The 26,572-nt window shown below is 59.9% G+C and carries 22 protein-coding genes; 14 read left to right on the forward strand and 8 right to left on the reverse strand.

The window, feature by feature from the left end; all coding sequences use genetic code 11:
* Window positions 1-21: 21 nt before the first annotated feature.
* Genes QLG12_RS22650 through QLG12_RS22660 form a run of 3 tightly spaced genes read left to right on the forward strand, consistent with a single transcriptional unit; the run spans window position 22 to window position 3,696 of the window.
* Window positions 22-732 carry a fimbria/pilus chaperone family protein gene (locus QLG12_RS22650; RefSeq protein ID WP_197868872.1) on the forward strand — a complete coding sequence of 237 codons (711 nt, stop codon included), beginning with the start codon at window positions 22-24 and terminating at the stop codon, window positions 730-732.
* A complete protein-coding gene (locus tag QLG12_RS22655; protein WP_282475260.1) occupies window positions 732-3,155 on the forward strand; it encodes a fimbria/pilus outer membrane usher protein in 2,424 nt (807 codons plus the stop codon). Before QLG12_RS22650 ends, QLG12_RS22655 begins: the two co-directional genes overlap by 1 nt.
* A gap of 13 nt (window positions 3,156-3,168) precedes the next feature.
* Window positions 3,169-3,696 (forward strand): hypothetical protein, encoded by a 528-nt coding sequence (locus tag QLG12_RS22660; protein ID WP_197868870.1) that lies wholly within the window; start codon window positions 3,169-3,171, stop codon window positions 3,694-3,696.
* On the opposite strand, the gene QLG12_RS22665 is transcribed toward QLG12_RS22660, so the two are convergent.
* The gene (locus QLG12_RS22665; protein ID WP_236192284.1) at window positions 3,693-5,114 is read right to left on the reverse strand and encodes a PLP-dependent aminotransferase family protein; all 1,422 of its coding nucleotides are present in this window, start codon (window positions 5,112-5,114) and stop codon (window positions 3,693-3,695) included. The genes QLG12_RS22660 and QLG12_RS22665 overlap by 4 nt on opposite strands.
* Window positions 5,115-5,293: 179 nt before the next feature.
* Between QLG12_RS22665 and QLG12_RS22670 the strand changes: the two genes are divergently transcribed.
* Entirely contained in the window at window positions 5,294-5,539 is a 246-nt protein-coding gene (locus QLG12_RS22670) for a DUF1127 domain-containing protein (protein ID WP_236192283.1), read from the forward strand.
* Between the two features lie 141 nt (window positions 5,540-5,680).
* Here the strand turns inward: QLG12_RS22670 and QLG12_RS22675 are convergent, their stop codons facing one another.
* On the reverse strand, window positions 5,681-6,991 hold the full coding sequence (locus QLG12_RS22675; RefSeq protein ID WP_282475261.1) for an FAD-binding oxidoreductase: 1,311 nt from the start codon (window positions 6,989-6,991) through the stop codon (window positions 5,681-5,683).
* A gap of 146 nt (window positions 6,992-7,137) precedes the next feature.
* On the opposite strand from QLG12_RS22675, the gene QLG12_RS22680 reads away from it, so the two are divergent.
* Window positions 7,138-7,491 carry a YkgJ family cysteine cluster protein gene (locus QLG12_RS22680; protein WP_007954485.1) on the forward strand — a complete coding sequence of 118 codons (354 nt, stop codon included), beginning with the start codon at window positions 7,138-7,140 and terminating at the stop codon, window positions 7,489-7,491.
* Window positions 7,492-7,493: 2 nt separating this feature from the next.
* Here the strand turns inward: QLG12_RS22680 and QLG12_RS22685 are convergent, their stop codons facing one another.
* The gene (locus QLG12_RS22685) at window positions 7,494-7,982 is read right to left on the reverse strand and encodes an Lrp/AsnC ligand binding domain-containing protein (RefSeq protein ID WP_003177284.1); all 489 of its coding nucleotides are present in this window, start codon (window positions 7,980-7,982) and stop codon (window positions 7,494-7,496) included.
* 155 nt (window positions 7,983-8,137) lie between these two features.
* On the opposite strand from QLG12_RS22685, the gene dadA reads away from it, so the two are divergent.
* The 6 genes from dadA to QLG12_RS22715 all read left to right on the forward strand — a co-directional run bounded on the left by dadA (window position 8,138) and on the right by QLG12_RS22715 (window position 14,231).
* Window positions 8,138-9,442, forward strand: coding sequence for a D-amino acid dehydrogenase (gene dadA / locus QLG12_RS22690; protein ID WP_007954487.1), 1,305 nt, complete (start codon window positions 8,138-8,140; stop codon window positions 9,440-9,442).
* On the forward strand, window positions 9,414-9,767 hold the full coding sequence (locus QLG12_RS22695) for a RidA family protein (protein WP_039765240.1): 354 nt from the start codon (window positions 9,414-9,416) through the stop codon (window positions 9,765-9,767). The genes dadA and QLG12_RS22695 overlap by 29 nt, the downstream gene beginning before the upstream one ends.
* Before the next feature lie 95 nt (window positions 9,768-9,862).
* A complete protein-coding gene (alr, locus tag QLG12_RS22700; protein ID WP_197869037.1) occupies window positions 9,863-10,936 on the forward strand; it encodes an alanine racemase in 1,074 nt (357 codons plus the stop codon).
* Window positions 10,937-11,024: 88 nt separating this feature from the next.
* A complete protein-coding gene (locus QLG12_RS22705; RefSeq protein ID WP_003229444.1) occupies window positions 11,025-11,573 on the forward strand; it encodes a cupin domain-containing protein in 549 nt (182 codons plus the stop codon).
* A gap of 182 nt (window positions 11,574-11,755) precedes the next feature.
* The gene (locus tag QLG12_RS22710) at window positions 11,756-12,172 is read left to right on the forward strand and encodes a c-type cytochrome (protein ID WP_011336541.1); all 417 of its coding nucleotides are present in this window, start codon (window positions 11,756-11,758) and stop codon (window positions 12,170-12,172) included.
* Window positions 12,173-12,308: 136 nt separating this feature from the next.
* A complete protein-coding gene (locus QLG12_RS22715; protein WP_282475262.1) occupies window positions 12,309-14,231 on the forward strand; it encodes an acetyl-CoA hydrolase/transferase C-terminal domain-containing protein in 1,923 nt (640 codons plus the stop codon).
* A 138-nt stretch (window positions 14,232-14,369) separates the two neighbouring features.
* Here QLG12_RS22715 and QLG12_RS22720 read toward each other — a convergent pair whose 3' ends face one another.
* Both QLG12_RS22720 and rep read right to left on the reverse strand, forming a co-directional pair.
* Complete coding sequence (locus QLG12_RS22720; protein WP_007954497.1) at window positions 14,370-14,942, reverse strand: xanthine phosphoribosyltransferase; 573 nt, start codon at window positions 14,940-14,942, stop codon at window positions 14,370-14,372.
* 58 nt (window positions 14,943-15,000) lie between these two features.
* Entirely contained in the window at window positions 15,001-17,010 is a 2,010-nt protein-coding gene (gene rep / locus QLG12_RS22725; RefSeq protein ID WP_011336539.1) for a DNA helicase Rep, read from the reverse strand.
* 264 nt (window positions 17,011-17,274) lie between these two features.
* Between rep and QLG12_RS22730 the strand changes: the two genes are divergently transcribed.
* Window positions 17,275-18,945, forward strand: coding sequence for a bifunctional diguanylate cyclase/phosphodiesterase (locus tag QLG12_RS22730; RefSeq protein WP_282475263.1), 1,671 nt, complete (start codon window positions 17,275-17,277; stop codon window positions 18,943-18,945).
* A gap of 42 nt (window positions 18,946-18,987) precedes the next feature.
* Here the strand turns inward: QLG12_RS22730 and QLG12_RS22735 are convergent, their stop codons facing one another.
* Complete coding sequence (locus QLG12_RS22735; RefSeq protein ID WP_236192276.1) at window positions 18,988-20,382, reverse strand: NorM family multidrug efflux MATE transporter; 1,395 nt, start codon at window positions 20,380-20,382, stop codon at window positions 18,988-18,990.
* Between the two features lie 159 nt (window positions 20,383-20,541).
* Between QLG12_RS22735 and QLG12_RS22740 the strand changes: the two genes are divergently transcribed.
* Together QLG12_RS22740 and QLG12_RS22745 are read left to right on the forward strand one after the other, a co-directional pair.
* Window positions 20,542-21,462, forward strand: coding sequence for a LysR substrate-binding domain-containing protein (locus tag QLG12_RS22740; protein WP_011336536.1), 921 nt, complete (start codon window positions 20,542-20,544; stop codon window positions 21,460-21,462).
* A 181-nt stretch (window positions 21,463-21,643) separates the two neighbouring features.
* Window positions 21,644-23,620 (forward strand): methyl-accepting chemotaxis protein, encoded by a 1,977-nt coding sequence (locus QLG12_RS22745; RefSeq protein WP_236192275.1) that lies wholly within the window; start codon window positions 21,644-21,646, stop codon window positions 23,618-23,620.
* A gap of 56 nt (window positions 23,621-23,676) precedes the next feature.
* Here QLG12_RS22745 and QLG12_RS22750 read toward each other — a convergent pair whose 3' ends face one another.
* Both QLG12_RS22750 and QLG12_RS22755 read right to left on the reverse strand, forming a co-directional pair.
* Complete coding sequence (locus tag QLG12_RS22750; protein ID WP_282475264.1) at window positions 23,677-24,336, reverse strand: DUF2290 domain-containing protein; 660 nt, start codon at window positions 24,334-24,336, stop codon at window positions 23,677-23,679.
* A 2-nt stretch (window positions 24,337-24,338) separates the two neighbouring features.
* Window positions 24,339-26,495, reverse strand: a complete 2,157-nt coding sequence (locus tag QLG12_RS22755; RefSeq protein WP_282475265.1) for an ATP-binding domain-containing protein — start codon at window positions 26,493-26,495, stop codon at window positions 24,339-24,341.
* Between the last annotated feature and the right edge of the window lie 77 nt (window positions 26,496-26,572).

Below are 26,572 nucleotides of genomic sequence, written 5' to 3' on the forward strand. Positions count from 1 at the left end.
AGGATTTCACGGATTATCCCGATGCTCATTTCTTTCAAGTCTGCTCTCAAGACTGTCGCGCTGTGCCTGTTCGCATGGCTTTCAGTGCCGCTGGCCCACGCCGCCGGAATGGTTCCGCAGACGCCGGTGCTGTTGGTGGAGGAGGGTATGGGTGAAGCGGTCATGAATGTGCGCAATACCGATACGCGCCCCGCATTGCTGCACACCACCGTCGAGAATATCGAGGACAGCGACGATGTACTGCTGGTCTTTACCCCGCCCATCGCTCGTGTCGAACCGGACGGCATTCAGCAAGTGCGATTCATTCTGCAAAGTCAGCAACCGTTGAAGACTGAACGCCTCAAGCGGGTGATCTTCGAGGGGATCCAGCCGACCAGTGACGCCGCCGGAGCGCGGGTCACCCTCGGTGTCCGTCAGAACCTGCCGGTGATTCTGCGCCCCGCCGGATTGCCGGTGGAGCGCGAGCCCTGGAAGCGGCTGACCTGGTCAATAGATGCCGCTGGTGTGCAGGTCGTCAATCCGAGCCCCTATGTGGTTCGGCTGGCGAAAACCATTTTGCCTCTGCCGGGCACCCGCTCGGTTAACCTGCCGAAGACCTACATCTTGCCCGGCGAGCGACTGCGCGCCGATTTCCCCTTGCACGCCTCGGCTCAGACGATGGCAGTGAGGATTTTTCCGGCCACCACCTACGGCTTTGCGGTCGACCATTACGACGCGCCGGTTACTCGCTGATGAAGGTCTGCGTTCGTTGGGGCGTGTTGCTGCTGGCGGTCAACGGCACCGTGCTGGCGGCCGAGTCACTGGAGTTCGACGCTCAAGTGTTGAGGGAGCGCGGCATCGACCCTGCGCTGGCGGTGTACTTTCGTGAGGCGCCGCGCTTCGCCCAAGGCGAGCATTCCGTGGCGCTTGAGGTCAACGGACAGGCCAGAGGCCGTGTGCGGGTGTCGTTCAACGAGCGCGGAGAATTGTGCCTGCAACCCCAATGGCTGAACGCTGCCGGAGTACACCCGCCACCCTCGATGGCCAGGTTGCGACCGGAGCAGTGCACGACGTTGGTGGAGGGATTTCCCGAAGCGGTCGCGCATCTGGATCCGGGACGCGAACGGATTGATCTGCTGGTACCGACCGACCGTCTGATGCTGCCGGAACGTGCGCCCAACAACTTCGCTCATGGCGGAATGGCCGGCGTTTTCAACTACGACGCGTTGATGGTCGGCAGTCAGCATGAAGGCCAACACGACAGGTTTCAAAGCCTGGGCTCAGAGGTCGGCGTGAACGCCGGAGATTGGGTATTGCGCAGTCGGCAGTCTTACACGTCGACCTCCGGCAACTCGCGGTTCGAGCACCTGTATGCCTACGGTGCGCGAGCCCTGGAAGACGCCGAAGTCAGTCTGCAGGTCGGGCAATTGAATCTCGCGTCGACCTTGTTTGCCGGTGAACCATTCAACGGTGTGCAGATCCTGCCGGAAGCGGCATTCGCCCAGTTGCGAACGGCGCAGGACGGCGCGCGGGGGCAGGTGGAGGGTGTCGCGTATTCGCCGGCCCGCATCGAAGTCCGGCAGAACGGCGTGATGATCTACAGCACCATGGTGCCGAGTGGACCGTTCACGCTGCGAGCGCTGCCATTGCTGAGCAACCAGATTGATCTGGACGTGACTGTGCACGAGCAGGATGGGCAGGCGCGCCGCTTGCGCGTGCCGGCGGCCAGTCTCCACGAAGCGCAATGGGCCGGGCCGAGCGGGTTCAACTTCGCGCTGGGCACGGTGCGACGGCTGGGCTCGGACGACCGACAAACGCCTTCTTTCACGGCGTTCAGCAAGGATTGGGATTGGGGGCAGGCCACCCGACTGACCGCCGGTGTGCTCGCGGCAACCGACTACCTGTCGACAGGCTGGGGCCTGCAACGACAGTGGGCCGGCGGCTACGCACTGGGCGTGAAGCAGGTGCTGTCCGATGAGCGCTCCAGTGGCGAGGGAGGCAGCCAGACGCAGCTGACGCTGAGTGCGCCGCTGTCCGAGCAGCTGTCGACGAGCCTGGTTGCGGTGCGCCAGAGACGGAATTTTCGCACGCTGTCAGACACCGGCTGGAATCAGGCGCTTCACCGGGCTGAGTCTCCCGGTCGCGATCACCTGGTGTTTTCTCTCACCGGTTCGGTGGATCAATGGGGCGCGTTTGGAGCGACCTGGTCGCGATATTCGACCCAGGGTGAACCGTCGCAGTCGCGTCTTGGCCTGTCCTGGTCGCGTACATTGCCTGAGCGCATCAGCCTGTCGTTGAACCTGGAACGTGCTATCGGCGATACAGCGCCCGATCGCCTGGGCAATTCCGCTTACCTGACACTGGGAATGGCGCTGGGTGGCCAGCGAAGACTGCGCGGCTATTTGCGCCGTGATGATCGATCCGGCCTGCGTCGGGGCGTGGCCGTCAGTGACGTACTGGGTGAAAACCTGGCCTACAACGCCAACGCTGAATACCGCGATGAAGCGGCAGCGAGCTATGGCGTGCGCTTCAATGCCCTGCCGCGCTACACCAGCCTGGACGTTGGCGTCGCCCAGCGATCCGGGGCGACCGATTACGACGTGGGGCTGCGCGGTGGTGTGGCACTGCATCGCGAGGGCGCAACGTTGTCGCCCTATCCCCTGCGCGACACTTTCGGCGTACTCAAGGCCGGTGATCGATCGGGCGTGAAACTGAACACGCCTCAAGGACCGGTCTGGACCGATGGCTCGGGCCACGCAGTCGCGGCGAGCCTGCCGGCCTGGTCGACGGCACGGTTGGAAGTCGACCCGCTCAGCCTGTCGCGCAACGTTGAAGTGCTCGACGGGGTGAAGGAAGTGCAGCCCGCCCGTGGTTCGGTGCAGCATCTGGACTTCTCGCTCGTCACTGTCCGGCGATTGTTACTGAATGCGATGACCGTCGACCGGCAATGGCTGGCCAAGGGACTGAGCGTTCACGATGAACAGGGGCGCTACCTGACGACGGTCCAGGACGCCGGGACGATTTTTCTGCCCGACGCAAAAACGGGTCAGCGCCTGCATGTGCAGCTCCCAGACAACACGCGGTGCGTATTGCGTTTCCCGCTTCCCGAATCCCCTGAAGACAGCGCGCTCATCGAGCGGGTCGATGCCACCTGCGCGCCGGCCGAGCTGTCCTGAACGAGTGCATCTGATGAAATTTCTGCCGGTTTGGATCGTGTTGCTGTGCTTGGTATTTCAACCGGCGTCAGGCGCCGATACGTGTCAGTCGAGTCTGTCGCCCGCGAGCGTGAACCTGGGTAGCGCAACGCGCGCCGACCTGCTGCAACGCACGGCGCTTGATGGCCGGGGCCCGGGCTTTGGTTTGCGCAGTGTGCACTTGCGGGTGCACTGTCCCGACGTGCGTTTGATGCGCTGGGCATTTGTCGCGCCCCCCGCCGATCCGCAACGTTTCCGTTGGGCGGCGGGCACGTTGCAACTACGTATCGTGGCTGCTCGTGTCGACGGTGCGGCGGTGCACTGGCGCCTGGACAGCGGCCAACCGGTCGAAGGTGATTTCCTGCGACCGGGCATCCACGTTGTTCCATGGCGGGCGGACGCCGGTATCCAGGGCAGTCTGCTGGAAGTGGAGCTGGAGCTGGATGCGCGGGTCGATGACGCCTCAAGCCGCCCCGTCGATCCGATGCGGTTTGAAGGTCAGGGCGCCTTTATGGTGGATTAATCGGCCTCGGCCAACAGCTTGATCGCCGCCGCGCCGACCTTGCGCACGGCATCTTCGATCAGTGCTGTGGGTTTGGCCGCGTAGTTCATGCGCAGGCAATTGCGGTATTTGCCCGAGGCGGAAAAGATGCTGCCGACGGCAATCTGTACGCCCTGATCGTGCAGCGCACGATTCAGTTTCAGCGTATCGAAACCTTCCGGCAGTTCGACCCAGAGCATGAAACTGCCTTGCGGGCGGCTGGCGCGGGTGCCGGCCGGGAAGTAGCGCGTCACCCAATCAATCATCACGTCGCGATTGCGCTGGTATTGCGTGCGCATCCGCCGCAAATGCGGTTCGAAGTGCCCGGCCTTGAGAAATTCGGCGATGGCGATCTGCGGTTGAGGTGCCGTAGAGCCAGTGCTGATGTATTTCATGTGCAGCACGCGTTCGAGATAGCGACCGGGCGCGACCCAGCCGATGCGCAATCCCGGCGCGAGGGTCTTGGAAAACGAACTGCAGAGTAAGACGCGGCCATCCTCGTCGAAGGATTTGATCGTGCGCGGACGTGGGTAGGTGTAGGCCAGTTCGCCATACACATCGTCTTCGATGATCGCCACGTCGAAGCGCTGGGCCAGGTTGAGCAGGGCGCGTTTGCGCGACTCCGGCATGATGTAGCCGAGCGGGTTGTTGCAGTTGGGCGTGAGCTGGATGACCTTGATCGGCCATTGTTCCAGTGCCAGTTCCAGCGCTTCGAGGCTGATGCCGGTGAGGGGATCGGTGGGGATTTCCAGGGCTTTCATGCCCAGCCCCTTGAGGGTCTGCATGGCGCCGTGAAAGCTCGGCGAGTCCACCGCGACGATGTCGCCGGGCTCGCAGATTGCGTGAATGCTGGTGGACAGGGCTTCGTGGCAACCGGTGGTGACCACCAGATCGCTGGCGTTCAACTGGCAGCCGGAATCGAGCATCAGCCGCGCGATCTGTTCGCGCAGTTCGAGGGTGCCGTGGATATTGTCGTAATACAGACCGGGCATGTCCTGACGGCGGCTGATACGGGCCAGCCCACGCAGCAGCGGTTTCATCGTGGGTGACGAGATGTCCGGCATGCCGCGACCGAGCTGCACCACGTCCTTGCGCGGCACGGCGCGAATCAGTTCCAGCACCTGATCCCACTGGGAAATTTCCACCGGCCGTTGCGCCGGACGCCCCACCGCCGGCAGTTCCGGCAACTCGCGACCGACCGGCACGAAGTACCCGGACTTGGGTTTCGGCGTGGCCAGGCCGCTGTCTTCCAGCATCCGATAGGCCTGCTGCACCGTGCTCAGGCTGACCCCGTGTTCGACGCTCAGGGCACGCACTGATGGCAGTCGGTCACCGGGGCGGTAGAAGCCTTGTTCGATGCGGGTGCCGAGCAGTTCGGCGAGATTCACATAGAGCGTCATGACACTGCCTCGATGCAGATGATTCGTTAAACCAGTACAGATGCGGCGTAAATCGACAATTCAGTCGCAGAGACAGCAAATCTGTATGGAAATAATACAGATGTGTTGAATCTGTAATGCTTTTGCTCGCCCGCGCATCATGGAATCTCTGGCTACCCAAGTAAACAGGAGCAACGAAAATGAACGGCTTGAGCGATGTGCGGCTGACGTTACACAGTCAGGAACTGGAGGCAGGGCAACAGGACAATGCGCGCAACGAGAGCATGTGCAGCGCACCGTCCGGCCTGAGTCGCTGGGACCTGTTCTGGCACCGTCTGCACACGCGCAAGGCGTTGCTGCGCCTGACGCCGGACCAGCTCAAGGACATCGGGCTGACTCGGGAGCAGGCGCTGGAGGAGGGGTTGAGGCCCTTCTGGCGGATCTGAAACCTTCGTTGTCTATGCTGGCCTCATCGCTGGCAAGCCAGCTCCCACAGTAGTGGTGGTGTTCACAAAATCAGTGTCCACCACCGACCTTGTGGGAGCTGGCTTGCCAGCGATGGCGGCCTCAAGGACGCTACAAAATCATCAGACCAACTCTTTAAGGCGATGCCACAACATCCCCAACGCCAACAGCGGCGAGCGCAGATGCTTGCCGCCGGGGAAGGTGATGTGTGGCACTTTGGCGAACAGGTCGAAACCACCGCTGTGCTGGCCGCTGATGGCCTCGGCCAGCAACTTGCCCGCCAGGTGTGTGGCATTCACGCCGTGGCCGGAATAGGCCTGGGCGTAATACACGTTCGGCTGGTCGGTGAGCCGGCCAATCTGCGGCAGACGGTTGGCACCGATGCCGATCATCCCGCCCCACTGATACTCGATCTTCGCTGAGGCGAGCTGCGGAAACACTTCCAGCATTTTCGGTCGCATGTACGCAGCGATGTCCTTCGGATCACGTCCCGAGTAATGGCAGGCGCCGCCGAACAGCAGGCGACGATCCGCCGAGAGCCGGTAGTAATCGAGCGCCACCCGCTGATCGCAGACCGCCATGTTCTGTGGCAGCAGGGCGTGAGCCTGTTCCTCGCTCAGCGGTTCGGTGGCAATGATGTAGCTGCCGGCCGGCAGTACCTTGCCGCTGAGTTGCGGATTGAGGTCATTGAGATAGGCGTTGCAGCCGAGCACCAGGGTTTTCGCCCGTACCGAACCTTGCGCCGTATGTACGCGGACTTCGGGGCCGTAGTCGATGCGGGTGACCGCCGATTGCTCGAACAGCTTCACCCCCAATTGATGCGCCGCTGCGGCTTCGCCGAGTGCCAGGTTCAGCGGATGCAGATGCCCGGAACCCATGTCGATCAGGCCGCCGACGTAGCGTTTGGAGCCGACTACGGTGTGCATTTCGTTCGCTTGCAGCAGGCGGGTTTCGTAGCGGTAACCGAGGCTGCGCAGCTCTTCGGCGTCTTCGGCAAAACCTTCAAGGTCGGAAGGTTTGTTGGCGAGGTCGCAGTAACCCCAGGTCAGGTCGCAGGGGATCTGAAATTTCTCGACGCGCTGGCGGACGATTTCCACGGCTTCCAGGCCCATGAGTTTCATCTGACGCACGCCGTCGGCGCCGATCACGTTGGCGAACTGATCGAGGCCGTGACCAACCCCGCGAATCAGTTGCCCGCCGTTGCGACCGCTGGCGCCCCAGCCGACCCGGTGCGCTTCCAGCAACACCACGCTCAAGCCGCGCTCCGCCAGCTCCAGCGCGGTGTTCAGCCCGGAGAAACCGCCGCCGACCACGCACACGTCCGCGAGCAGTTCACCTTGCAGCAGCGGATGGTCGGGTTGCGGCAGGCTGCTGGCGGCGTAGTAAGAGGCAACGTGGGGTTGGCTCGCGGAGGCGTGGGCGCGGGCATTCATGGGCGTCATCCTGAGCGGGGTGTCGAGAAAATTTGACGGAGCATAAGCCGCAGGCCCGAGGACGGGCAACATTGGTCGGCCCGTGGTGTCTGGATCACGGCTTTTGCGGCACAATTGCCGCCTATTCCGCTCCGGTTACCGCTGCAATGAGCTGCAACAGTCAGAAAATCCGCACCCTGCGTCAGCAGATTCCCACGTTCGAATGCGTGCCGGGCTGCCATGACTGCTGCGGGCCGGTGACCACCTCACCCGAAGAAATGTCCCGCCTGCCGCGCAAGACCCGCGCCGAGCAGGACGCGGCCATGGAAGAACTCAACTGTGTGCATCTGGGGCCAAATGGCTGCACGGTGTATGACGAACGACCACTGATTTGCCGGTTGTTCGGCACCACTCAGACCTTGCCGTGCCCCAACGGCCGGCGCCCGGTGGAGCTGATTCATCCACGGGTCGAGAAGCAGGTGTTCGAGTACATGGCCGAAAACCGGCAGGTGCTGGTCTGAGCTCAGTCCGGAATCGGCAGGCTCAGGCTCTCTTTCACTTCTTCCATCACGATGTAGCTCTTGGATTCGCGCACGTGCGGCAGCTTGAGCAGGATGTCGCCCAGCAGCTTGCGGTACGAGGCCATCTCGGAAATCCGCGCCTTCACCAGATAGTCGAAATCCCCTGACACCAGATGGCATTCCAGCACGTGGGGCAATTTCAGCACCGCGCGTCGGAACTCTTCGAAAGTGTCGCCGGATTTGTAGTCGAGGCTGATCTCGACGAACACCAGCAGACTACCCTTCAGATGCTGGGGATTGAGGCGGGCGTTGTAGCCCATGATGATCCCCTCGCGCTCCAGGCGCCGCACCCGCTCTGTGCATGGCGTGGTGGAGAGCCCGACCTTTTCGCCCAGTTCGGTGAATGAAATCCGTCCGTCCGCCTGCAGGATCCGCAAGATGTTGCGGTCGATCTTGTCCAGCTCACGTTTGGTCTGAGTGTTGGTACGCATAGGGGATGCGCCTCCGTGAAAAGGGTTTTTGCCGAGAATTGTCGCCAAATATAGGCGCTTATACAGTGAAAAGCACTGGCAAATCTTTTTTACACTGCGCGCATCATTGCTCTGACAACACACATGCGCGGCACGCCGCGATGAGGGATACAAAAATGCGCGTTATGGTCTTGGGTAGCGGCGTCATCGGTACCGCCAGTGCTTACTATCTGGCCCGTGCCGGGTTTGAAGTGGTGGTGGTCGACCGGCAGCCCGCCGCGGCCATGGAGACCAGTTTCGCCAACGCCGGCCAGGTCTCGCCGGGCTACGCCTCGCCGTGGGCTGCGCCGGGCGTACCCCTCAAAGCCATCAAGTGGCTGCTGCAACGCCACGCGCCGCTGGCAATCAAGGCCACCGCCGACATCGACCAGTACCTGTGGATGGCGCAGATGCTGCGCAACTGCACCGCCAACCGTTACGCGGTGAACAAGGAGCGCATGGTGCGTCTGTCCGAGTACAGCCGCGACTGCCTCGACGAATTGCGCGCCGAGACCGGCATCGCCTACGAGGGCCGCAGCCTTGGCACCACGCAGTTGTTCCGCACCCAGGCGCAACTGGATAACGCCGCCAAGGACATCGCCGTACTGAAAGAATCCGGCGTGCCGTTCGAAGTGCTCGACCGCGCCGGCATTGCCCGCGTCGAACCGGCGCTGGCCGGTGTCACCGACATCCTCGCCGGTGCTCTGCGCCTGCCGAATGACCAAACCGGCGACTGCCAGATCTTCACCACTCGCCTCGCTGAAATGGCCACCAAGCTTGGTGTGGAATTCCGTTTCGGTCAGGACATCCAGCGCCTCGACTTCGCCGGTGACCGCATCAATGGCGTATGGATCGACGGCAAGCTGGAAACCGCCGACCGCTACGTGCTGGCCCTCGGCAGCTACTCGCCGCAACTGCTCAAGCCGCTGGGCATCAAGGCCCCGGTCTATCCGTTGAAGGGCTACTCGCTGACCGTGCCGATCACCAACCCGGCCATGGCCCCGACGTCGACCATTCTCGACGAGACCTACAAGGTCGCGATCACCCGTTTCGACAACCGCATCCGCGTCGGCGGCATGGCGGAGATCGCCGGTTTTGACCTGTCGCTGAACCCGCGTCGGCGCGAAACCCTGGAGATGATCGTCAACGACCTTTATCCTCAGGGCGGCAATCTGGCCGAAGCGAGTTTCTGGACCGGCCTGCGCCCAACCACCCCGGATGGCACGCCGATCGTCGGCGCCACCCCGTTCAAGAACCTGTTCCTGAACACCGGTCACGGCACCCTCGGCTGGACCATGGCGTGCGGCTCCGGTCGCTTGCTGGCCGACCTGATGGCGAAGAAAAAACCACAGATCAGCGCTGAAGGCCTCGATATTTCCCGTTATGGCAACACCACCCAGGAGTCCGCAAAGCATGGCAATCCAGCGCCAGCTCACCAATGAGCGCATGAGTCAGATCGTCAGCCACAACGGTACGGTGTATCTGTCCGGGCAGGTCGGCGATGACTTCAACGCCGGTGTCGAACAGCAGACCCGCGACGTCCTCGCCAACATCGAGCGTTTGCTTGATCTGGCCGGTACCGACAAACAGCACCTGCTGTCGGCGACGATCTACCTGAACGACATCGAGGCGCATTTTGCCGGCATGAATTCGGTGTGGGATCAGTGGCTGCCAAAGGGCGCCGCCCCGGCCCGCGCCACCGTCGAAGCGAAGATGGCCAAGCCGAGCATCCTGGTCGAGATCTCCATCGTCGCCGCGTTGCCGTAACCCGTTGCAAAGATCCCTCTCCCGGTGCTGTTGGCGGTTCACGCCGTCAGCCAGCGCCGGTTTTTATTCCCATGACCGCCAAGAAGTCTGCTGCCATGCGTCCTGCCCGTGCCCTGATCGACCTTCAAGCCCTGCGTCACAACTACCGTATCGCCCGTGAAGTCACCGGTGCCAAGGCGCTGGCGGTGATCAAGGCCGATGCCTACGGCCATGGCGCGGTGCGTTGCGCCCAGGCGCTGGAGGCTGAAGCGGACGGCTTCGCGGTGGCATGCATCGAAGAAGCCCTGGAGCTGCGTGCTGCCGGGATTCTTGCGCCGGTGCTGTTGCTCGAAGGCTTTTTCGAGGCCGACGAGCTGGCGCTGGTCGTCGAGCACGATTTCTGGTGCGTGGTGCATTCGCTGTGGCAGCTCGAAGCGATCGAACAGGCGACGTTGAGCAAACCGATCACTGTGTGGCTGAAACTCGATTCGGGCATGCACCGAGTGGGCCTGCATCCGAAGGATTACCCGGCGGCTTACCAGCGTCTGCTGGCCAGCGGCAACGTGGCGAAAGTCGTGCTGATGAGTCACTTCGCCCGGGCCGATGAACTGCACGAGCAGAGCAGCGCCGATCAGGTTGCAGTGTTCGAAGCGGCGCGTCAGGGCCTGGCAGCCGAAGTCAGCCTGCGCAATTCGCCGGCGGTGCTGGGCTGGCCACAGATTCACAGCGACTGGGTGCGCCCGGGCATCATGCTCTACGGCGCCACCCCGTTCGAAGAAGCCAACGCCGTGGCAGAGCGCCTGCAACCGGTGATGACCCTGGAATCGAAAGTCATCAGCGTGCGCGAATTGCCGGCCAGCGAACCGGTGGGTTACGGTGCGAAATTCATCACCGACAAACCGATGCGCATCGGCGTGGTTGCCATGGGTTATGCCGACGGTTACCCGCGTCAGGCACCGACCGGCACCCCGGTGCTGGTGGCCGGCCAGCGCAGCCGCATTCTTGGCCGGGTGTCGATGGACATGCTGTGCATCGACCTGACCGACGTGCCGCAAGCCGGCCTCGGTTCGACCGTCGAGTTGTGGGGCAAGAATATCCTCGCCAGCGACGTGGCGAAGTGGGCGGACACCATTCCGTACCAGATCTTCTGCAACCTGCGGCGGGTGCCGAGGCTCTATTCCGAGGGTTGAAGCGCAAGCGGGGCCCAAGTGTTGTAAATACTGAACGCTGTCGCCATGATAACGCTCAATATTTCTACAACATCAGGAGGCTCCAGCCTTGGACGTCGGTGAACGACTGCAATCGATCCGCAAGCTCAAAGGGCTTTCCCAGCGTGAACTCGCCAAGCGCGCGGGCGTCACCAACAGCACCATTTCGATGATCGAAAAGAACAGCGTCAGCCCTTCGATCAGTTCGCTGAGGAAAGTTCTGGGCGGGATCCCCATGTCCATGGTCGAGTTCTTTTCCGAAGAAATCCTGCAGGAAAAACCGACCCAGATCGTCTACAAGGCCAACGAGCTGATCGACATTTCCGACGGTGCCGTGACCATGAAACTGGTCGGCCGCGCGCACCCGAGCCGGGCCATCGCGTTCCTCAATGAAATCTACCCGCCGGGCGCCGACACCGGCGAAGAAATGCTCACCCACGAAGGCGAGGAAACCGGGATTCTGGTGGAAGGGCGCCTGGAGCTGGTGGTGGGCCTTGAAACTTTTATCCTCGAAGCCGGCGACAGCTACTACTTTGAAAGTACCAAGCCGCATCGTTTCCGTAATCCGTTCGATGCACCGGCGCGACTAATCAGCGCAGCCACGCCGGCGAATTTTTAAACAAAGAGGCGCCAGGCCATACCGGCGAAGGCACCCGAAACGTTTTTCCACAGCGCGATATAACCCCTTCGACTTTGGGGTTGTTTCAGTGAAGCGGGCTAACCGCTATACTTGCGCCCGCCTGCGAACCGTGGCCGCAGGCGTGAATAGCCACCATTGAGGGTGAACGCGTGAACCTAATTATGAAAATGCTGGCTGCACCAGCAACCGTACTGGCCCTCTGGGCTGTCAGCGCTCAAGCTGCGACGAATGACGACATTGCCAAGCGCCTTGAGCCGGTCGGCCAGGTGTGTGTTCAAGGGCAAGAGTGCAAGGGGATGGAAGTCGCTGCTTCGGCAGGCGGCGGTGGCGGCGCCAAGACGCCGGACGAAGTGATTGCCAAACATTGCAACGCTTGCCACGGCTCCGGCCTGTTGGGCGCGCCGAAAATCGGTGACACCGCGGCCTGGAAAGAGCGCGCCGATCACCAGGGCGGCCTCGACGGCATCCTGGCCAAGGCCATCACCGGCATCAACTCCATGCCGCCGAAAGGCACCTGCGCCGACTGCTCGGATGACGAGCTCAAGGGCGCCATCCAGAAGATGTCCGGCCTGAAATAAGCCGCGCTTCTGACGAAAAAAACCGTCTTCGGACGGTTTTTTTGTGCCCGCGGTTCAGGCCTGAGGCTGTTCTTTGCAGCAAACAACCGGCAATCTCGGTCGTACCTCTATTCACGGAACGGGCAGGAGGCTTCAGATGGTGCAGTTGTGTTCGATCGAACAGGCAGTGGACGACGTACTGGCAAGGTTGCCGGCGCACATCCACATGGGCCTGCCGCTGGGGCTGGGCAAACCCAATCCCTTCGTCAACGCCCTGTACCGGCGGGTGGCCGGATTGCCCGAACGGCAACTGACGATCTACACCGCCCTGTGCCTTGGCCGTCCGACCCTGGGCGACGGTTTGCAGAAGCGCTTCATCGAACCCTTTGTCGAGCGGGTGTTTGGCGATTACCCGGAGCTGGAATTCCTCGCCGATCTGCGCCGCGACAGCCTGCCGGCCAACATCCGCATCGAGCAGTTCTTCATGCAGCCGGGCAGCCTGCTCAATAGCGCGACGGCCCAGCAGGATTACGTCAGCAGCAATTACAGCCACGCCGCCCGCGACATCAACGCCGCCGGCCTGAACCTGGTGGCGCAGTTGCTCGCCAGCAGCAGCGAACATCCGGATCGTCTTAGTCTGAGTTGCAACCCGGACATCACCCTCGATCTGTTCCCGATGATCGCCAAACGCCGGGCGGCGGGGGAGACCATTCTGCTGGTCGGCCAGGTGCACACCGAGTTGCCGTACATGCCGGGCGATTCGGAAGTCGACATCGACACCTTCGACCTGCTGATCGACGAAAAGGACAGCAGCACGCTGTTTTCCACGCCGAACATGCCTGTCGGGTTTCAGGATCACTTCATCGGATTGCACGCCAGTACGTTGATACGCGATGGCGGCACCTTGCAGATCGGCATCGGTTCGATGGGCGACGCGCTGACCGCTGCGTTACTGGCGCGGCAGGCCGACAACGCTGGTTACCAGGCCTTGCTGGCCGATGTGAACCTAAGCCAGTGGGCGCAGTTGATCGAACGCGAGGGCGGCATCGAGCCCTTCGCCAAGGGCCTGTACGGTTGCAGCGAGATGTTCGTCAACGGCTTGCTGGTGCTGGCGGACGCCGGGATCATCCGGCGCAAGGTCTACCCGGACGTGCAGACTCAGGAGCAGGCCAATGCCGGCACCCTCGACGAGGCGGCGCAAACCGACGGCATTTCAGTGCATGGCGGCTTCTTTCTCGGGCCGCGCAGTTTCTATGAGCGCTTGCGTGAGTTGCCGCTGAGCAAACGCCTCGACTTCAACATGACCCGCATCAGCTATATCAACGAGCTGTATGGTCAGGAAGAGCTCAAACGCCTGCAGCGTCTGGATGCGCGGTTCATCAACACTGTGTTCACCATGACCCTGCTGGGCGCCGGGGTGGCGGATCAACTGGAAGACGGACGTGTGCTCAGCGGCGTCGGCGGGCAGTACAACTTCGTCGCTCAGGGCCATGCCCTGCACGATGCGCGCTCGATCCTGCTGCTGCGCAGCTGGCGCGAATCCGGCGGCGATGTCAGTTCGAACATTGTCTGGGAGTACGGCCATTGCACGATTCCACGGCACCTGCGCGACATCGTGGTCACCGAGTACGGCATCGCCGATCTGCGCGGCAAGTCGGATGCGGCGGTGATCGAGGCGTTGCTCAATATCAGCGATTCACGCTTCCAGCAGGGCTTGATCGAGCAGGCGCAGAAGGTCGGCAAGTTGCCGAAGGATTTCCGTCTCGATCCACGCTTTACCGACAACACCCCGCAACGCTTGCAGGCGATTGCCGCACGGCATCCGAACCTGTTTCCGGAGTATCCGCTGGGTTGCGATTTCACAGAGGTCGAAAAGGATCTGTTGCGGGCGCTGAACTGGCTCAAGAGCAAGTTCAAGCTGACCGAGATTCTGGAACTGGGCAAGGCAGCGCTGGATGCGCCGGAGCCGTCGATGTTCCCCGTGCACCTTGAGCGGATGCAGCTTACGAACCCGGAAGGCCTGAAAGAAGACCTTTTCCAGCGCCTGCTTCTGACCGGCCTGAAGGCTACCGCGCAATAAAAAACAACAAAAAAACCTGTGGGAGCGGGCTTGCCCGCGATGGCGGTGTATCAGTCAACTTGGATGTTGAAGGATAGGTCGCCATCGCTGGCAAGCCAGCTCCCACAGGAATTGCGGTGTACTTGCGTCTTTCAGCCGTTACTCGATGAAAGTCACCACGCCATCCTTCAGCGATTTCACGCGAGCCAGCGACTCGACGCGGTAACCCTGCGAATCCAGTTCCGCACGGCCGCCCTGGAACGACTTCTCGATCACGATGCCCAGGCCCGCGACGGTGGCGCCGGCTTGCTTGATGATCGAGATCAGCGCCTGGGATGCCTTACCGTTGGCCAGGAAGTCGTCGATGATCAGCACGCGGTCGCTGCTGGTCAGGTGGCGCGGGGAGATGGCCACGGTGCTTTCGGTCTTCTTGGTGAACGAGTAAACGGTCGCCGACAGCAGGTTTTCAGTCAGGGTCAGGGACTGTTGCTTGCGGGCGAAGATCACCGGCACGCCGAGGTTCAGACCGGTCATGATCGCCGGGGCGATGCCCGACGCTTCGATGGTGACGATCTTGGTGATGCCGGAGTCCTTGAACAGCGTGGCGAATTCGTCGCCGATCAGCTTCATCAGGGCCGGGTCGATCTGGTGGTTCAGGAAGGCGTCGACCTTCAGGACCTGGTCGGAAAGCACGATGCCTAGTTCGCGGATTTTCTGGTGCAATGCTTCCATGAAGCTGTCCTCATTTGGCGCTTTGTGCGCCGAAGGTCTAGTAAAAAAGTGGTCAATTCTAGCGCTTTAACATCGCGCGTATATCAGCCAGTGCGCTGTTGCCCCGCACGGCTTTGACTTCGGTCGGTGTGTCGTCGTTGCCTTCCCAGGCCAGGTCGTCCGGCGGCAGTTCATCGAGGAAGCGGCTGGGCGCGCAATCGATGATCTCGCCGTACTGTTTGCGCTTGGCGGCGAAGGTGAATGCCAGGGTCTGGCGCGCGCGGGTAATGCCCACGTAGGCCAGGCGGCGTTCTTCTTCGATGGTGTCGGCTTCGATGCTGGAGCGGTGCGGGAGGATTTCCTCTTCCATGCCCATGATGAACACGTAAGGGAATTCCAGGCCCTTGGACGCATGCAGGGTCATCATCTGCACGCCTTCGGCGCCTTCTTCCTCTTCCTGCTGACGTTCCAGCATGTCACGCAGGACCAGTTTGCCGATGGCGTCCTCGACGGTCATTTCGCCGTCTTCGTCTTTTTCCAGGGTGTTCTTCAAGGCTTCGATCAGGAACCAGACGTTGCTCATCCGGTAGTCCGCAGCCTTGTCGCTGGAGCTGTTGGTGCGCAGCCAGTTCTCGTAGTCGATGTCCATGACCATGCTGCGCAGGGCGGAGATCGGGTCTTCGCCGGCGCACTGCTCGCGCACCTTGTCCATAAAGCGCTTGAAGCGCGACAGGCGATCGGTGAAGCGGCTGTCCAGATGTTCGCCCAGGCCGAGTTCGTCGGTGGCGGCGTACATCGAGATCTTGCGTTCGGTGGCGTAGTTGCCGAGTTTTTCCAGGGTCGTCGAGCCGATTTCCCGGCGCGGTACGTTGATCACCCGCAGGAAGGCGTTGTCGTCGTCCGGGTTCACGATCAGGCGGAAGTAGGCCATCAGGTCTTTCACTTCCTGACGCCCGAAGAAGCTGTTGCCGCCGCTCAGGCGGTACGGCACCTGATGGTGCTGCAGTTTCAGCTCGATCAGCTTGGCCTGGTAGTTGCCGCGATAGAGGATCGCGAAATCGCTGTACGGGCGGTCGGTGCGCAAGTGCAGGCTGAGGATTTCCATGGCCACGCGCTCGGCTTCGGCGTCCTCATTGCGGCAGCGGATCACGCGGATCTCGTCGCCATGGCCCATCTCACTCCACAGCTGCTTTTCGAATTCGTGCGGGTTATTCGAGATCAGCACGTTGGCGCAGCGCAGGATGCGGCTGGTGGAGCGGTAGTTCTGCTCGAGCATCACCACTTTCAGGGACGGATAGTCGTCCTTGAGCAGCATCAGGTTTTCCGGCCGTGCGCCGCGCCAGGCGTAGATCGACTGGTCGTCGTCGCCCACCACGGTGAACTGGTTGCGTTTGCCGATGAGCATTTTCACCAGCAGGTACTGGCTGGCGTTAGTGTCCTGGTATTCGTCGACCAGCAGGTAACGCACCTTGTTCTGCCACTTTTCGAGGATGTCGGCGTGCTCTTCGAAGAGTTTCACCGGCAGCAGGATCAGGTCGTCGAAGTCCACCGCGTTGAACGCCTTGAGCGTGCGCTGGTAGTGGGTGTAGACGATGGCGGCGGTCTGTTCCTTGGGGTTGCGGGCGTTTTCCAGGGCCTGGGCCGGCAGGATCAGGTCGTTTTTCCAGGCGCCGATCATGTTCTTGATCTCGTCGACGCCGTCGTCGCCTGCGTATTCCTTCTGCATGATGTCGGTCATCAGCGACTTGACGTCGGTTTCGTCGAAGATCGAGAAACCGGGTTTGTAGCCCAGTCGTTCATGTTCCTTGCGGATGATGTTCAGGCCAAGGTTGTGGAAGGTGCAGACCGTCAGCCCGCGGCCTTCACCTGGACGCAGCAGGGTGCCGACCCGCTCTTTCATTTCGCGCGCGGCCTTGTTGGTGAAGGTCATGGCGACGATGTACTGGGCACGGATGCCGCAGTTCTGGATCAAGTGCGCGATCTTGCGCGTGATCACACTGGTCTTGCCGGAGCCAGCACCGGCGAGCACCAATAGAGGGCCGCCGACGTAGTTCACGGCTTCTTGCTGCCGGGGATTGAGTCGGGACATACGAAAATTCGGGAGTCGTTGACGAAATGGGCCGGCATTTTAACAGGCTCAGCGATTTGTGCTGCTCTCTCCGACTTGTGACGCAGCACGCGATTCAAATTTGCCGGTTTTGTTACTTTCACGCAGGATGCGCGGTGATTTTGCGGCTAATGTTCTCATTCGTGACACAAAATAACGTTTTGCTTTCCGTTGTCGTTTGGTCATTGGTTGCCGCAACGGCATAATGCCCGCCGCCCACATCATTGCAGAGTCTAGGGAGTCAGCTTGACTACGCCTGTCGAACCCTTGCGTTTGCTGCTACTGGCCGAAGAGCCAGCGTGGACAGCGTTATTGCGCGAGTGTCTGGCTCCGTTGGGGAGCGCGGCGGTGCTGATCAGCGCGCCGAGCTGGGAGTCGGTCAGCAGCCTGTTCGAAGACAACCGCCATGCGGTGTTGTTGACCGTTCCCGCCTTGCAGCCGGCACCCGGCCGTTGCAGCCTGCCGACGGTATTGCTGCTGGAGCACGAACCGGCGACCGCGCCCGACGGCGTCAGTGACTGGCTGGTACTTGATGCCCTCGATACCGACATGCTTCGACGCTGCCTGCGGCATGTGCGCGAACGTGGCGTGCTGGAAAACACTTTGCAACGCCTGGCCGAACAGGATCCGCTGACCGGCATCGCCAACCGCCAGGGCTTCCAGACCCTGCTCACGGCCCGTCTGGCGGAAAACGACGGTCGCGGCCTGGCCCTCGGGCACCTCGATCTCGACAACTTCCGCCACGCCAACGACGCCCTCGGCCATCAGGCCGGCGATCGCCTGATCCTGCAAGTGGTGGCGCGGCTGAAAAGTCAGCTGGAAGTCGGCGATCAACTGGCGCGCCTGGGCAGTGACGAATTCGCCCTGCTGATCGACACCCGCCGAGCCCCGCAACGGGCGGAATGGATGGCCGAGCGCATCACCGAAGCGCTGGCTGAACCTTACTGGGTCGATGGCGAAAGCCTGCTGATCGGTTCCAGCCTCGGCATCGCCCATGCGCGGGCCCAGGGCGGCGCCGATCCGTTGATGTGGCACGCGCACATCGCCATGCAGCAGGCCAAGAGCACTCAGGGCTGCACCTTTCACATCTTCAACGAACGAATAAACCGCAACGCGCGGAGCATGGCCGACCTCGAAAGCGAGCTGCGCCGGGCCTTGCGCCGTGACGAGCTGGAGTTGCATTACCAGCCGCGCCTGAACCTGCAGGACGGTCAGATCGTCGGTCTCGAAGCGCTGGTGCGCTGGCGCCACAGTGAGCGCGGTCTGTTGCCACCCAGCGAATTCGTGCCGCTGGCCGAACAGAGCGGCCTGATCGTTCCGCTGGGTTACTGGGTGATTTCCCGGGCCCTGCGCGACATGCAGGCCCTGCGCGAGCACGGTCTGCCGGCGCTGCACATGGCGATCAACCTGTCGTTCCGCCAGTTTCAGGACAGCCAGTTGCTGCCGACGCTCAGTCGTCTGATCGCCGAGCGCGGTGTCGAGGCGCAGTGGCTGGAATTCGAACTCACCGAAACCGCCGTGATGCGCCGCAGTGATCTGGTCAAGCAGACCATGGACGCCCTGGGTCGCCTCGGCGTGCGATTTTCGCTGGATGATTTCGGCACCGGGTTCTCGTCGTTCGTGCACCTCAACAGCCTGCCGATCACCTTGCTGAAGATCGACAAGAGCTTCGTCGGCGGCATGGAGCAACGCGAAGAAAACCGCAAACTGGTGCACGCGATGATCAACCTCGCGCACAACCTGCACCTGGAAGTGGTGGCCGAAGGGGTGGAAACCCGGGAGCAACTGGATCTGTTGCGCGGGTTCGGCTGCGATCAGGTGCAGGGTTACCTGATCAGCAAGCCGTTGCCGTTGACGGAACTGATTGATTATCTGGTGGCTGATGCCAGTCAGCCGCCGCTGGGTGTTGTGGTCTAGCCTCAAATCCCTGTGGGAGCGAGCTTGCTCCCACAGTGAAACTCACTCGGGCTGAGCGATCTTGAAGCCTTGAGGTTGCGGCTCCAGTCGAATCATCCGCTTCATTTTCCATTCGAATGCCAGCGTCAGGCTCACCGCCGCGCAGGCCAGCCCCAGCGCCAGACCCCACCAGACGCCGGTCGGCCCCCAGTGCAGATGGAACGCCATCAGCCACGCCGCCGGCGCACCGATCAGCCAGTAGCAACCGAGCCCGACCAGAAACGTGGTCTTGGCATCCTTGAGCCCGCGAATACAGCCCATGGCAATCGTCTGCGTGCCGTCGAACAGCTCGAACCACGCTGCCACGGCCAGCAGGCTCACGGCCAGACGAATCACTTCGGCAAACGCCGGATCGTTATGGTCGAGGAACAAACCGACCAGCTGATTCGGCAGTAACCAGAACACCATCGCAAACCCCAGCATCACCACTGCGCCGAACGCGATGCCGACCCGTCCCGACGTTCGCGCATCGTTCAATTGCCCGGCGCCGTAATGCTGGCCGACGCGCATGGTGATCGCATAAGACATCCCCGCCGGAACCATGAACGCCACCGAGACGATTTGCAGAGCGATCTGATGCGCCGCCAGTTGCGTGCTGCCCATGGTGCCCATGCACAGCGCCGCGAAAGCGAACAGCCCGACTTCCACTGCGTAGGTGCCGCCGATCGGCAGGCCCAGGCGCCAGAGCTCTTTGAGGTACTGGCGGTTCGGCCGCGACAGGCCCTCGCGCAACGGGTAGGCGTCATAGGCCGGATGCCGGCGAATATGCCAGGCCAGTGCCAGTGCCATGCAGCTGGCGACAATCGCCGTGACCAGGCCGATACCGGTCAACCCGAGTTTCGGCAGGCCGAACATGCCGGTGATCAGTGCGTAATTGAGCAGGAAGTTGGCCACCGTGCCGGCGAGGCTGATAACCATAACGGGTGTTGCCCGGCCGATGGCGCTGGTGAAACCGCGCAGGGCCATGAAGCTCAGGTAGCCGGGCAGGGCGAACGGCAAGGCGATCAGGAACTGCCCGGCGGCGTTGACGTTGGTCTCGGTCTGGCCGAACAGCAGGAGCACCGGTTTCAGGTTCCACAACAGCAATCCGGCACCGAGTGCCATCAGCCACGCCAGCCACAGCCCGGCCTGTGTCAGGCGAGCGGCACCGATGATGTCGCCGGCGCCCTGACGGATAGCCACCAGTGTGCCGACCGCCGCGATCACGCCGATGCAGAAAATCGACACGAACGAATAGCTCGCCGCGCCCAGGCCACCACCGGCCAGCGCTTCGGGGCTGAGACGGGCCATCATCAGGGTGTCGGTCAGCACCATCAGCATGTGCGCCAACTGCGAAGCAATCAACGGCCCCGCCAGCCGCAGAATGGCCCAGAGTTCGGTACGCACAGGACGCTGCATGGTGTTCACATCCTTATAAAAGAGGGGGGCAAGAGACCGTCGATTCTCAGGGTTTGGCGCAGGTTGCACAAAGGGATAAAAAGGATGGATGGCATGATTAAAACTCATCCTGCCGCGATTCTGCTAAGTTGACGCAATCCCGCCATTGGAGCGCTGTGCATGTCCCGTCGTCTTCCACCCTTGTATGCCCTGCGCGCATTCGAAGCGGCGGCGCGCCACAGTTCGTTCACCCGGGCGGCTGAAGAATTGTCGATTACCCAGAGTGCGGTGAGCCGGCATATTCGTACCCTCGAAGAACACTTCGCCTGCCGGTTGTTCCACCGCAGCGGGCGCAACCTGCAACTGACCGAATCGGCGCGTCTGTTGCTGCCGGGCATCCGCGAGGGTTTCGCCGCATTGGAGCGAGCCTGCAATACCTTGCGCGCCGAAGATGACATCCTGCGCATGAAGGCCCCGTCGACCCTGACCATGCGCTGGTTGCTGGCGCGGCTCAGTCGCTTCCGCCATTTGCAGCCGGGCAATGAAGTGCAACTGACCAGTGCGTGGATGGATGTGGATTCGGTGGATTTCAACAACGAACCCTTCGATTGCGCGGTGTTGCTGAGCGACGGACATTTTCCGCTGGACTGGGAAGCCAGTCTGCTGTTCCCCGAAGAGCTGATTCCGGTCGGCGCGCCGAACCTGCTCAACGATCAGCCCTGGGATGTGGCGCGACTGGCCAGCGCCGAGTTGCTGCACCCGACGCCGGATCGCCGGGACTGGCGTAGCTGGCTGGAGCACATGGGGCTGTCGGATCAGGTGTCGCTCAAGGGCGGGCAGGTGTTCGATACCCTGGAGCTGGGCATGATCGCGGCGGCCCGGGGCTATGGGGTGTCCATGGGCGATCTGCTGATGGTGGCCGAGGATGTCGCGCAAGGGCGCCTGAGTCTGCCGTGGCCGACGGCGGTCGCCAGCGGACTGAATTATTACCTGGTGTGGCCAAAGACCCGTCCTGGAGGTGAACGTTTGCGCCGCCTCAGCGACTTCCTGCAAAACGAAGTGCGCGCCATGGCGCTGCCGGCGGTCACACGCTTGAGCTGAATCGTTCGAGCCTGCACAATGCCGGCCTTTCGCCATAACCCTGTTTTTCGCTCAAGTATTCGGTTTCACCGCCGAATACGTGCATGTGGAACCGTCGTGCCGGTCTCCACGATTCACCCCCCATTAGAAAATTATCCGAGCTGCGATCAAGGAGGATCGGAAGTTCGGCCAGGAGCTGTCCATGTCTCAACCTCGCGCTCGGATCGCCTCGCAGCTGGGCCTCGCGCTCGCCGTGATACTGGCGATAGTCATCAGCGGCAGTACGGTGTTCGCTCTGCGTTCGCTGGACACTGCCAACCTCGCCACCCGTGAAGAACACCTGGCCAGCGAGGCACGCCTGCTCGCCGACCAATTGAGCACCTTCCACGGCACGCTGCGCGAAAGCACCCAGCGCCTGAGCGGGCTGTTCGAGAAGCGCTTCAGTGCAGGTCTGAGCATTCATCCGAGCGAGCCGGTGACCGTGGCCGGCACCCAGACGCCGGGCCTGCACCTGGGCAGCGAAGTGTTGAACAACAACTTCAAGGAAGTCGACGAGTTCAAACAGATGACGGCGGGTGTCGCCACGCTGTTCGTGCGCAGCGGCGAAGATTTCATCCGCGTCAGCACCTCGCTGACCAAACAGGATGGCACTCGCGCCATCGGCACCGTGCTCGATCACGCTCACCCGGCCTATGCGAAGTTGATGGCAGGGCAGGGCTACGTCGGTCGCGCTCTGCTGTTCGATCGCTCCTACATGACCCAATACACCCCGGTGCGAGACAGCAGCGGCAAGGTGATTGCGGTGTTGTTCGTCGGCTTCGATTACACCGACGCGCAAAACGCCCAGTTTGAAAACCTCAAGCGCTTCCGCATCGGCCAGACCGGCTCGCTGGCGCTGCTCGACGAGAAGAATCAGTGGCTGGTCGCGCCGGCGGGCGTGCAGGCGCTGGATCAAGCGATTCCTGTGGTCAACGATTTGGCGAAGGCGCCGGGTAAAGGCCGGTTCTGGAGCGACAAGTCCGAAGACTTCTACAGCATCGCCGTGCCGTTCGAGGGTGGTCCGTGGTCGGTGGTGGCGAGCATGCCGAAGGCCGAGATCCGCGCGGTGACCTGGAGCGTCGGCACCCAACTGGCCATCGGCAGCCTGCTGGCGATGTTGCTGGCGGTCGGCTCCGTGGTCTGGTTGCTGCGCAGCAAGCTGGCGCCTCTGGGGGATCTGGTGCGGCAGGCTGAAGCTTTGGGTGCTGGTGATTTGAGCGTGCGTCTCAGCGTGTCGAGCAACGACGAGATTGGTCAGCTGGCTCGCGCGTTCAACCAGATGAGCCAGGCACTGTCGACCATGGTCGAGCACATCCGCCGCGCTTCGGAAGAGGTCAACCGCCGGGCTCAAGCGCTGTCCGGTCTGTCCGGTGGCGCGTACGAAGGCATGGAGCAGCAGTCCGGCGAGATCACCAGCATGGCCGGCGCGGTAGAGGAGTTCTCCGCCACCTCGCTGAACATTGCCGACAACATGGGCAACACCCAGCGTCTGGCCCAGGAAAATGCCCAGCAGACCCAGATCGGTCGTACGTCGATGGAAGAGGCGTCTTCCTCGCTGGAGCAGATTGCTGGCGCACTGAACACCACCGCGACCGTGATCAATACGCTCGGTCAGCGCTCCCAGGAAATCGGCGGCATCGTCAGCGTTATCACCTCGATTGCCGAACAGACCAACCTGCTGGCACTCAACGCGGCCATCGAAGCGGCCCGCGCCGGTGAGCAAGGTCGCGGCTTTGCCGTGGTGGCCGACGAGGTGCGCAGCCTGGCCTCGCGAACCCGTCAGGCGACGGATGAAATTTCCAGCATGATTCACAGCATTCAGCAGGAAACCGGCAACGCCATCAGCACCATGGAGCAGGGCAACCTGCTGATGCAGGAAGGCCTGTCGCGTAACGCCAACGTCGCCTCGGCACTTGCCCGCATTGACGAGCAAAGTCGCTCGGCGGGTGAGCAGTTTGCCGCGATCACCACCGCGACTCAGGAGCAGAGCAGCACCGCGACTTTGCTCAGCAGTAACTTGCAGAGCATCGCGATGGCCAACAGCGAGCAGCGCGAAGTGGTGTCGAACCTGGCCATCACCGCCAAGGAGCTGGAAGGCCTGGCAGCCGACCTGCGCCAAGAGGTCGACCGCTTCCGTTGAGCTAGCTAGTCGAGTTTAAGGCCAAATTTAACGGCGTTAAATCTGGCCTTAAATATTTATAGAGTGATATGACCGATTGCTCTTTCGGAGTCGAAAATGGAGCTCTCAAAAGATTCATTGAATGGAGTAATTGAATCTGTATGCTTTTTAAAGGCGGTGTTGTAGAAATTCCGTAGTAGAAATGCTAGGAATGCGTAAGGCGTCACTGGAGCATTCACAGGAATTCTGCAATTCTTGTACTGTCCTAAAGTTAAATGAGATTTAGGGTGTTCAATTTCTCTATAAGTCCCTTCGGTTGAGTCGAAGTCGAATCTTATGGGAAAAACCACGATGTTCCTCATCACTATGTCCGCATAGATTTCATCATCTTCGTAAATTTCGGGATTGTTTTGATACTCGGTTAGATCCGGAGAAGGGAAGAATGCAAGCCTGTGGCGGGTAAGTGCCCCGCTTTCAAATTTGTACATAAGTTGTACTAAGGCGCCGTCGAGCATTTTTAGGTTGTAAGCATTTGTTCGAAGTAGCTCTTCATAAATCTCTTGATAGGGTTGGTTTTTTAATACAATGCTCAGGTCGCCGTGTCCGCTGTAACTTATCTCTTGTAGATCGCCATTGGTGACTAGCGATGGAAAGTTTTGGCTGTTACATAAGCCTAGGCCTATGAAATCAGCCGTTAAGCGTGCTACTTGATTTCTTATTATTTCCGGTGTTGGCATTGTTAGCTTCCTTTGTTTAACAATGCGCGCAGGCGCTCAAGTTGGTCCTCTGGAAGATCGTCAAGAAAAACTTTCCCTTGCTCGATTTCGTCCAGAAGCGTTGCTACGTTGCCCTGAACTTGTTTTATTTTGCCTTTTACTTCTGACGACATGTCTCTGTTGACAATGTTCAAGTTTGCCCTTTCGGCATCGGTGGGATACTTAAAGGCTAATTCAAATTTATTATTTTTTACCTGCTCGAATTCTTCGATAAGGTTCTGCATTTGTGACCCGATACCTAAGACCCTTACCCAAGCTTTACTTCTTGTCATTGCTGTAAACAACATGTTTCTCATCCTGGCGAGGCTGCCGAATGAGTAATAGCAATCCTGTGCGTTAATGATATAAACCATTCCAGCCTCATTACCTTTTGCTCGATATATTCCGGTGAAAACAACTGAGTCCTCATCGCTCTCGAAAAATACATCTTGAGACGTGTCGACGCCGGCGAGGTGGGAGTTAATTCCTCTCTCAAATAATAGTTTTCTCGCGGGCCCGACAGCGTCTCTGGTTTTGATTGGGTCGGGGTTGATTACGATTACATCGTCATAATTAAGTTCGTCTTTTGTTAGGTTTGACTGAATAGAATCCGCGAGCCAGATAGCTTGCTCTTCCGCTGAGTCAAATTTTACGAACTGAACTATATCATCGATATCAGAATGATCTTCAAGGAAGGCAGGGCTGCTGAATTCAGTTCGAGCAAGCCTTACATGAGCCCCATCTTCTAACGAGCCATCTTTTACTTCATAACCAACATCTTTCCAGAGTTGGCTTTGATCGAACATTTGTATCAAGCCAGTTCCAGTCTTACTATCAGCTTTCCTATATATGCCAAAGCCAAGTGCATGAGCGGTGGTCAGTACAGGGCGTGAGTTTCGATAGCATTTTTCTAAAATAATGTCTTGCTTAGGTTTGCCAGGGACAGGGTCTTCAAATTTTACTCTAGGCGAACTGTCAGGGTTTGTGCCAAAAATTTCCTCCGGTGCGGGGAGTGATTTTTCACTAAGACTTTGAAGTTCGTCGTATGCGTATACTAAGCGTTTTTCGGGGGTTAAGTATTCATAGCATAGTCGAAGAAACGCGGGAGAAAAATCCTGGGCTTCGTCAATCAAAATTACATCGTATAGTGATTTGACGTCAGACACGTCCTTTAGGGCTTTTTCGCAAGCACCTTCAAAGTCTCTATTTCTTCCATATTTATTTTTTGCGGTCTGGTAATCTAAAAACTCAATGCCATGCGTTTGGCAAAAGCTATAATACATACCATTTCTTTGAGCGCCGCCAGGGCCGCCCCAAGCATTTATTATTTGAAGGTTGTCCCAGTCTGGCTCTTCATTTGTATGCTCGATTACAAATGTATTGATGAGTCTTTTGAACTGGCCCTTAAGTGATCTGGTATTAAACGTTACTGCAATTTTCCACTCTGGATGTTGTGCGTGGAGGTAAGCCGCTTTCAAGGCTAAGACAATGGTTTTTCCCGAGCCAGCCAATCCTCGAATTCGTTGTACCCCTTGTACTGTTTCGATAACTGCACTGCCTTGAAGGTTATCGAGGTTGGCAACGGAGTCTTCAAGGTTTTTTAGAATGGCCCCTCTTGATGTTGTTGAGGAAGTTTCGCGCTTGCGCTTACCTTTTCTGATGGTTGAGATTGATTGTATTACAGCGAGAACGGATTCAAATATCTCTGTGTTGTCAAATTCTGGAAGTTCATCAATGAAGGCGTGGAGGCTTGTTGCGTTACAAATCGGATATTCGTCTTCTAATATTTCTGGGCGAATTGGGATTGCTGGTGCAAAAGTTATTACGTTTGGAGGTATCTGTAGCTTACGACCACGCATTAAACTTTTATGATTTCTCAGCTTGGCTTCGAGGGTGTTAAAACTATCGTCTTGCGCCTGCTCGTACCCTGACGAGTTTTTGCCTTCAATAAGGTTAAATAAAAGTAAACCGTGCTCTTTGCTTAGCCAAATTGCATCTACAGGATAAGGTCCTTCAGGTGTGCCTATAATTGGGTACCCAATGAACAGATGGCCATCATACTGAGGATTGTTCTGAAAGAACTCTGCAAGCTGTTGGCTGGAAACTGGTTTTTTTGTAGAACCCCAAATTATGTTTACCATAATTTACCTGCTATAAAATCAGAGATAATTTTTGATTAAAAATCGATATTTCAAGGCTACTACAGGCAGCGGAAAGC

This window comes from Pseudomonas sp. V88_4 (assembly GCF_029967985.1).
In the GTDB taxonomy this organism is placed as follows: domain Bacteria; phylum Pseudomonadota; class Gammaproteobacteria; order Pseudomonadales; family Pseudomonadaceae; genus Aquipseudomonas; species Aquipseudomonas glycinae.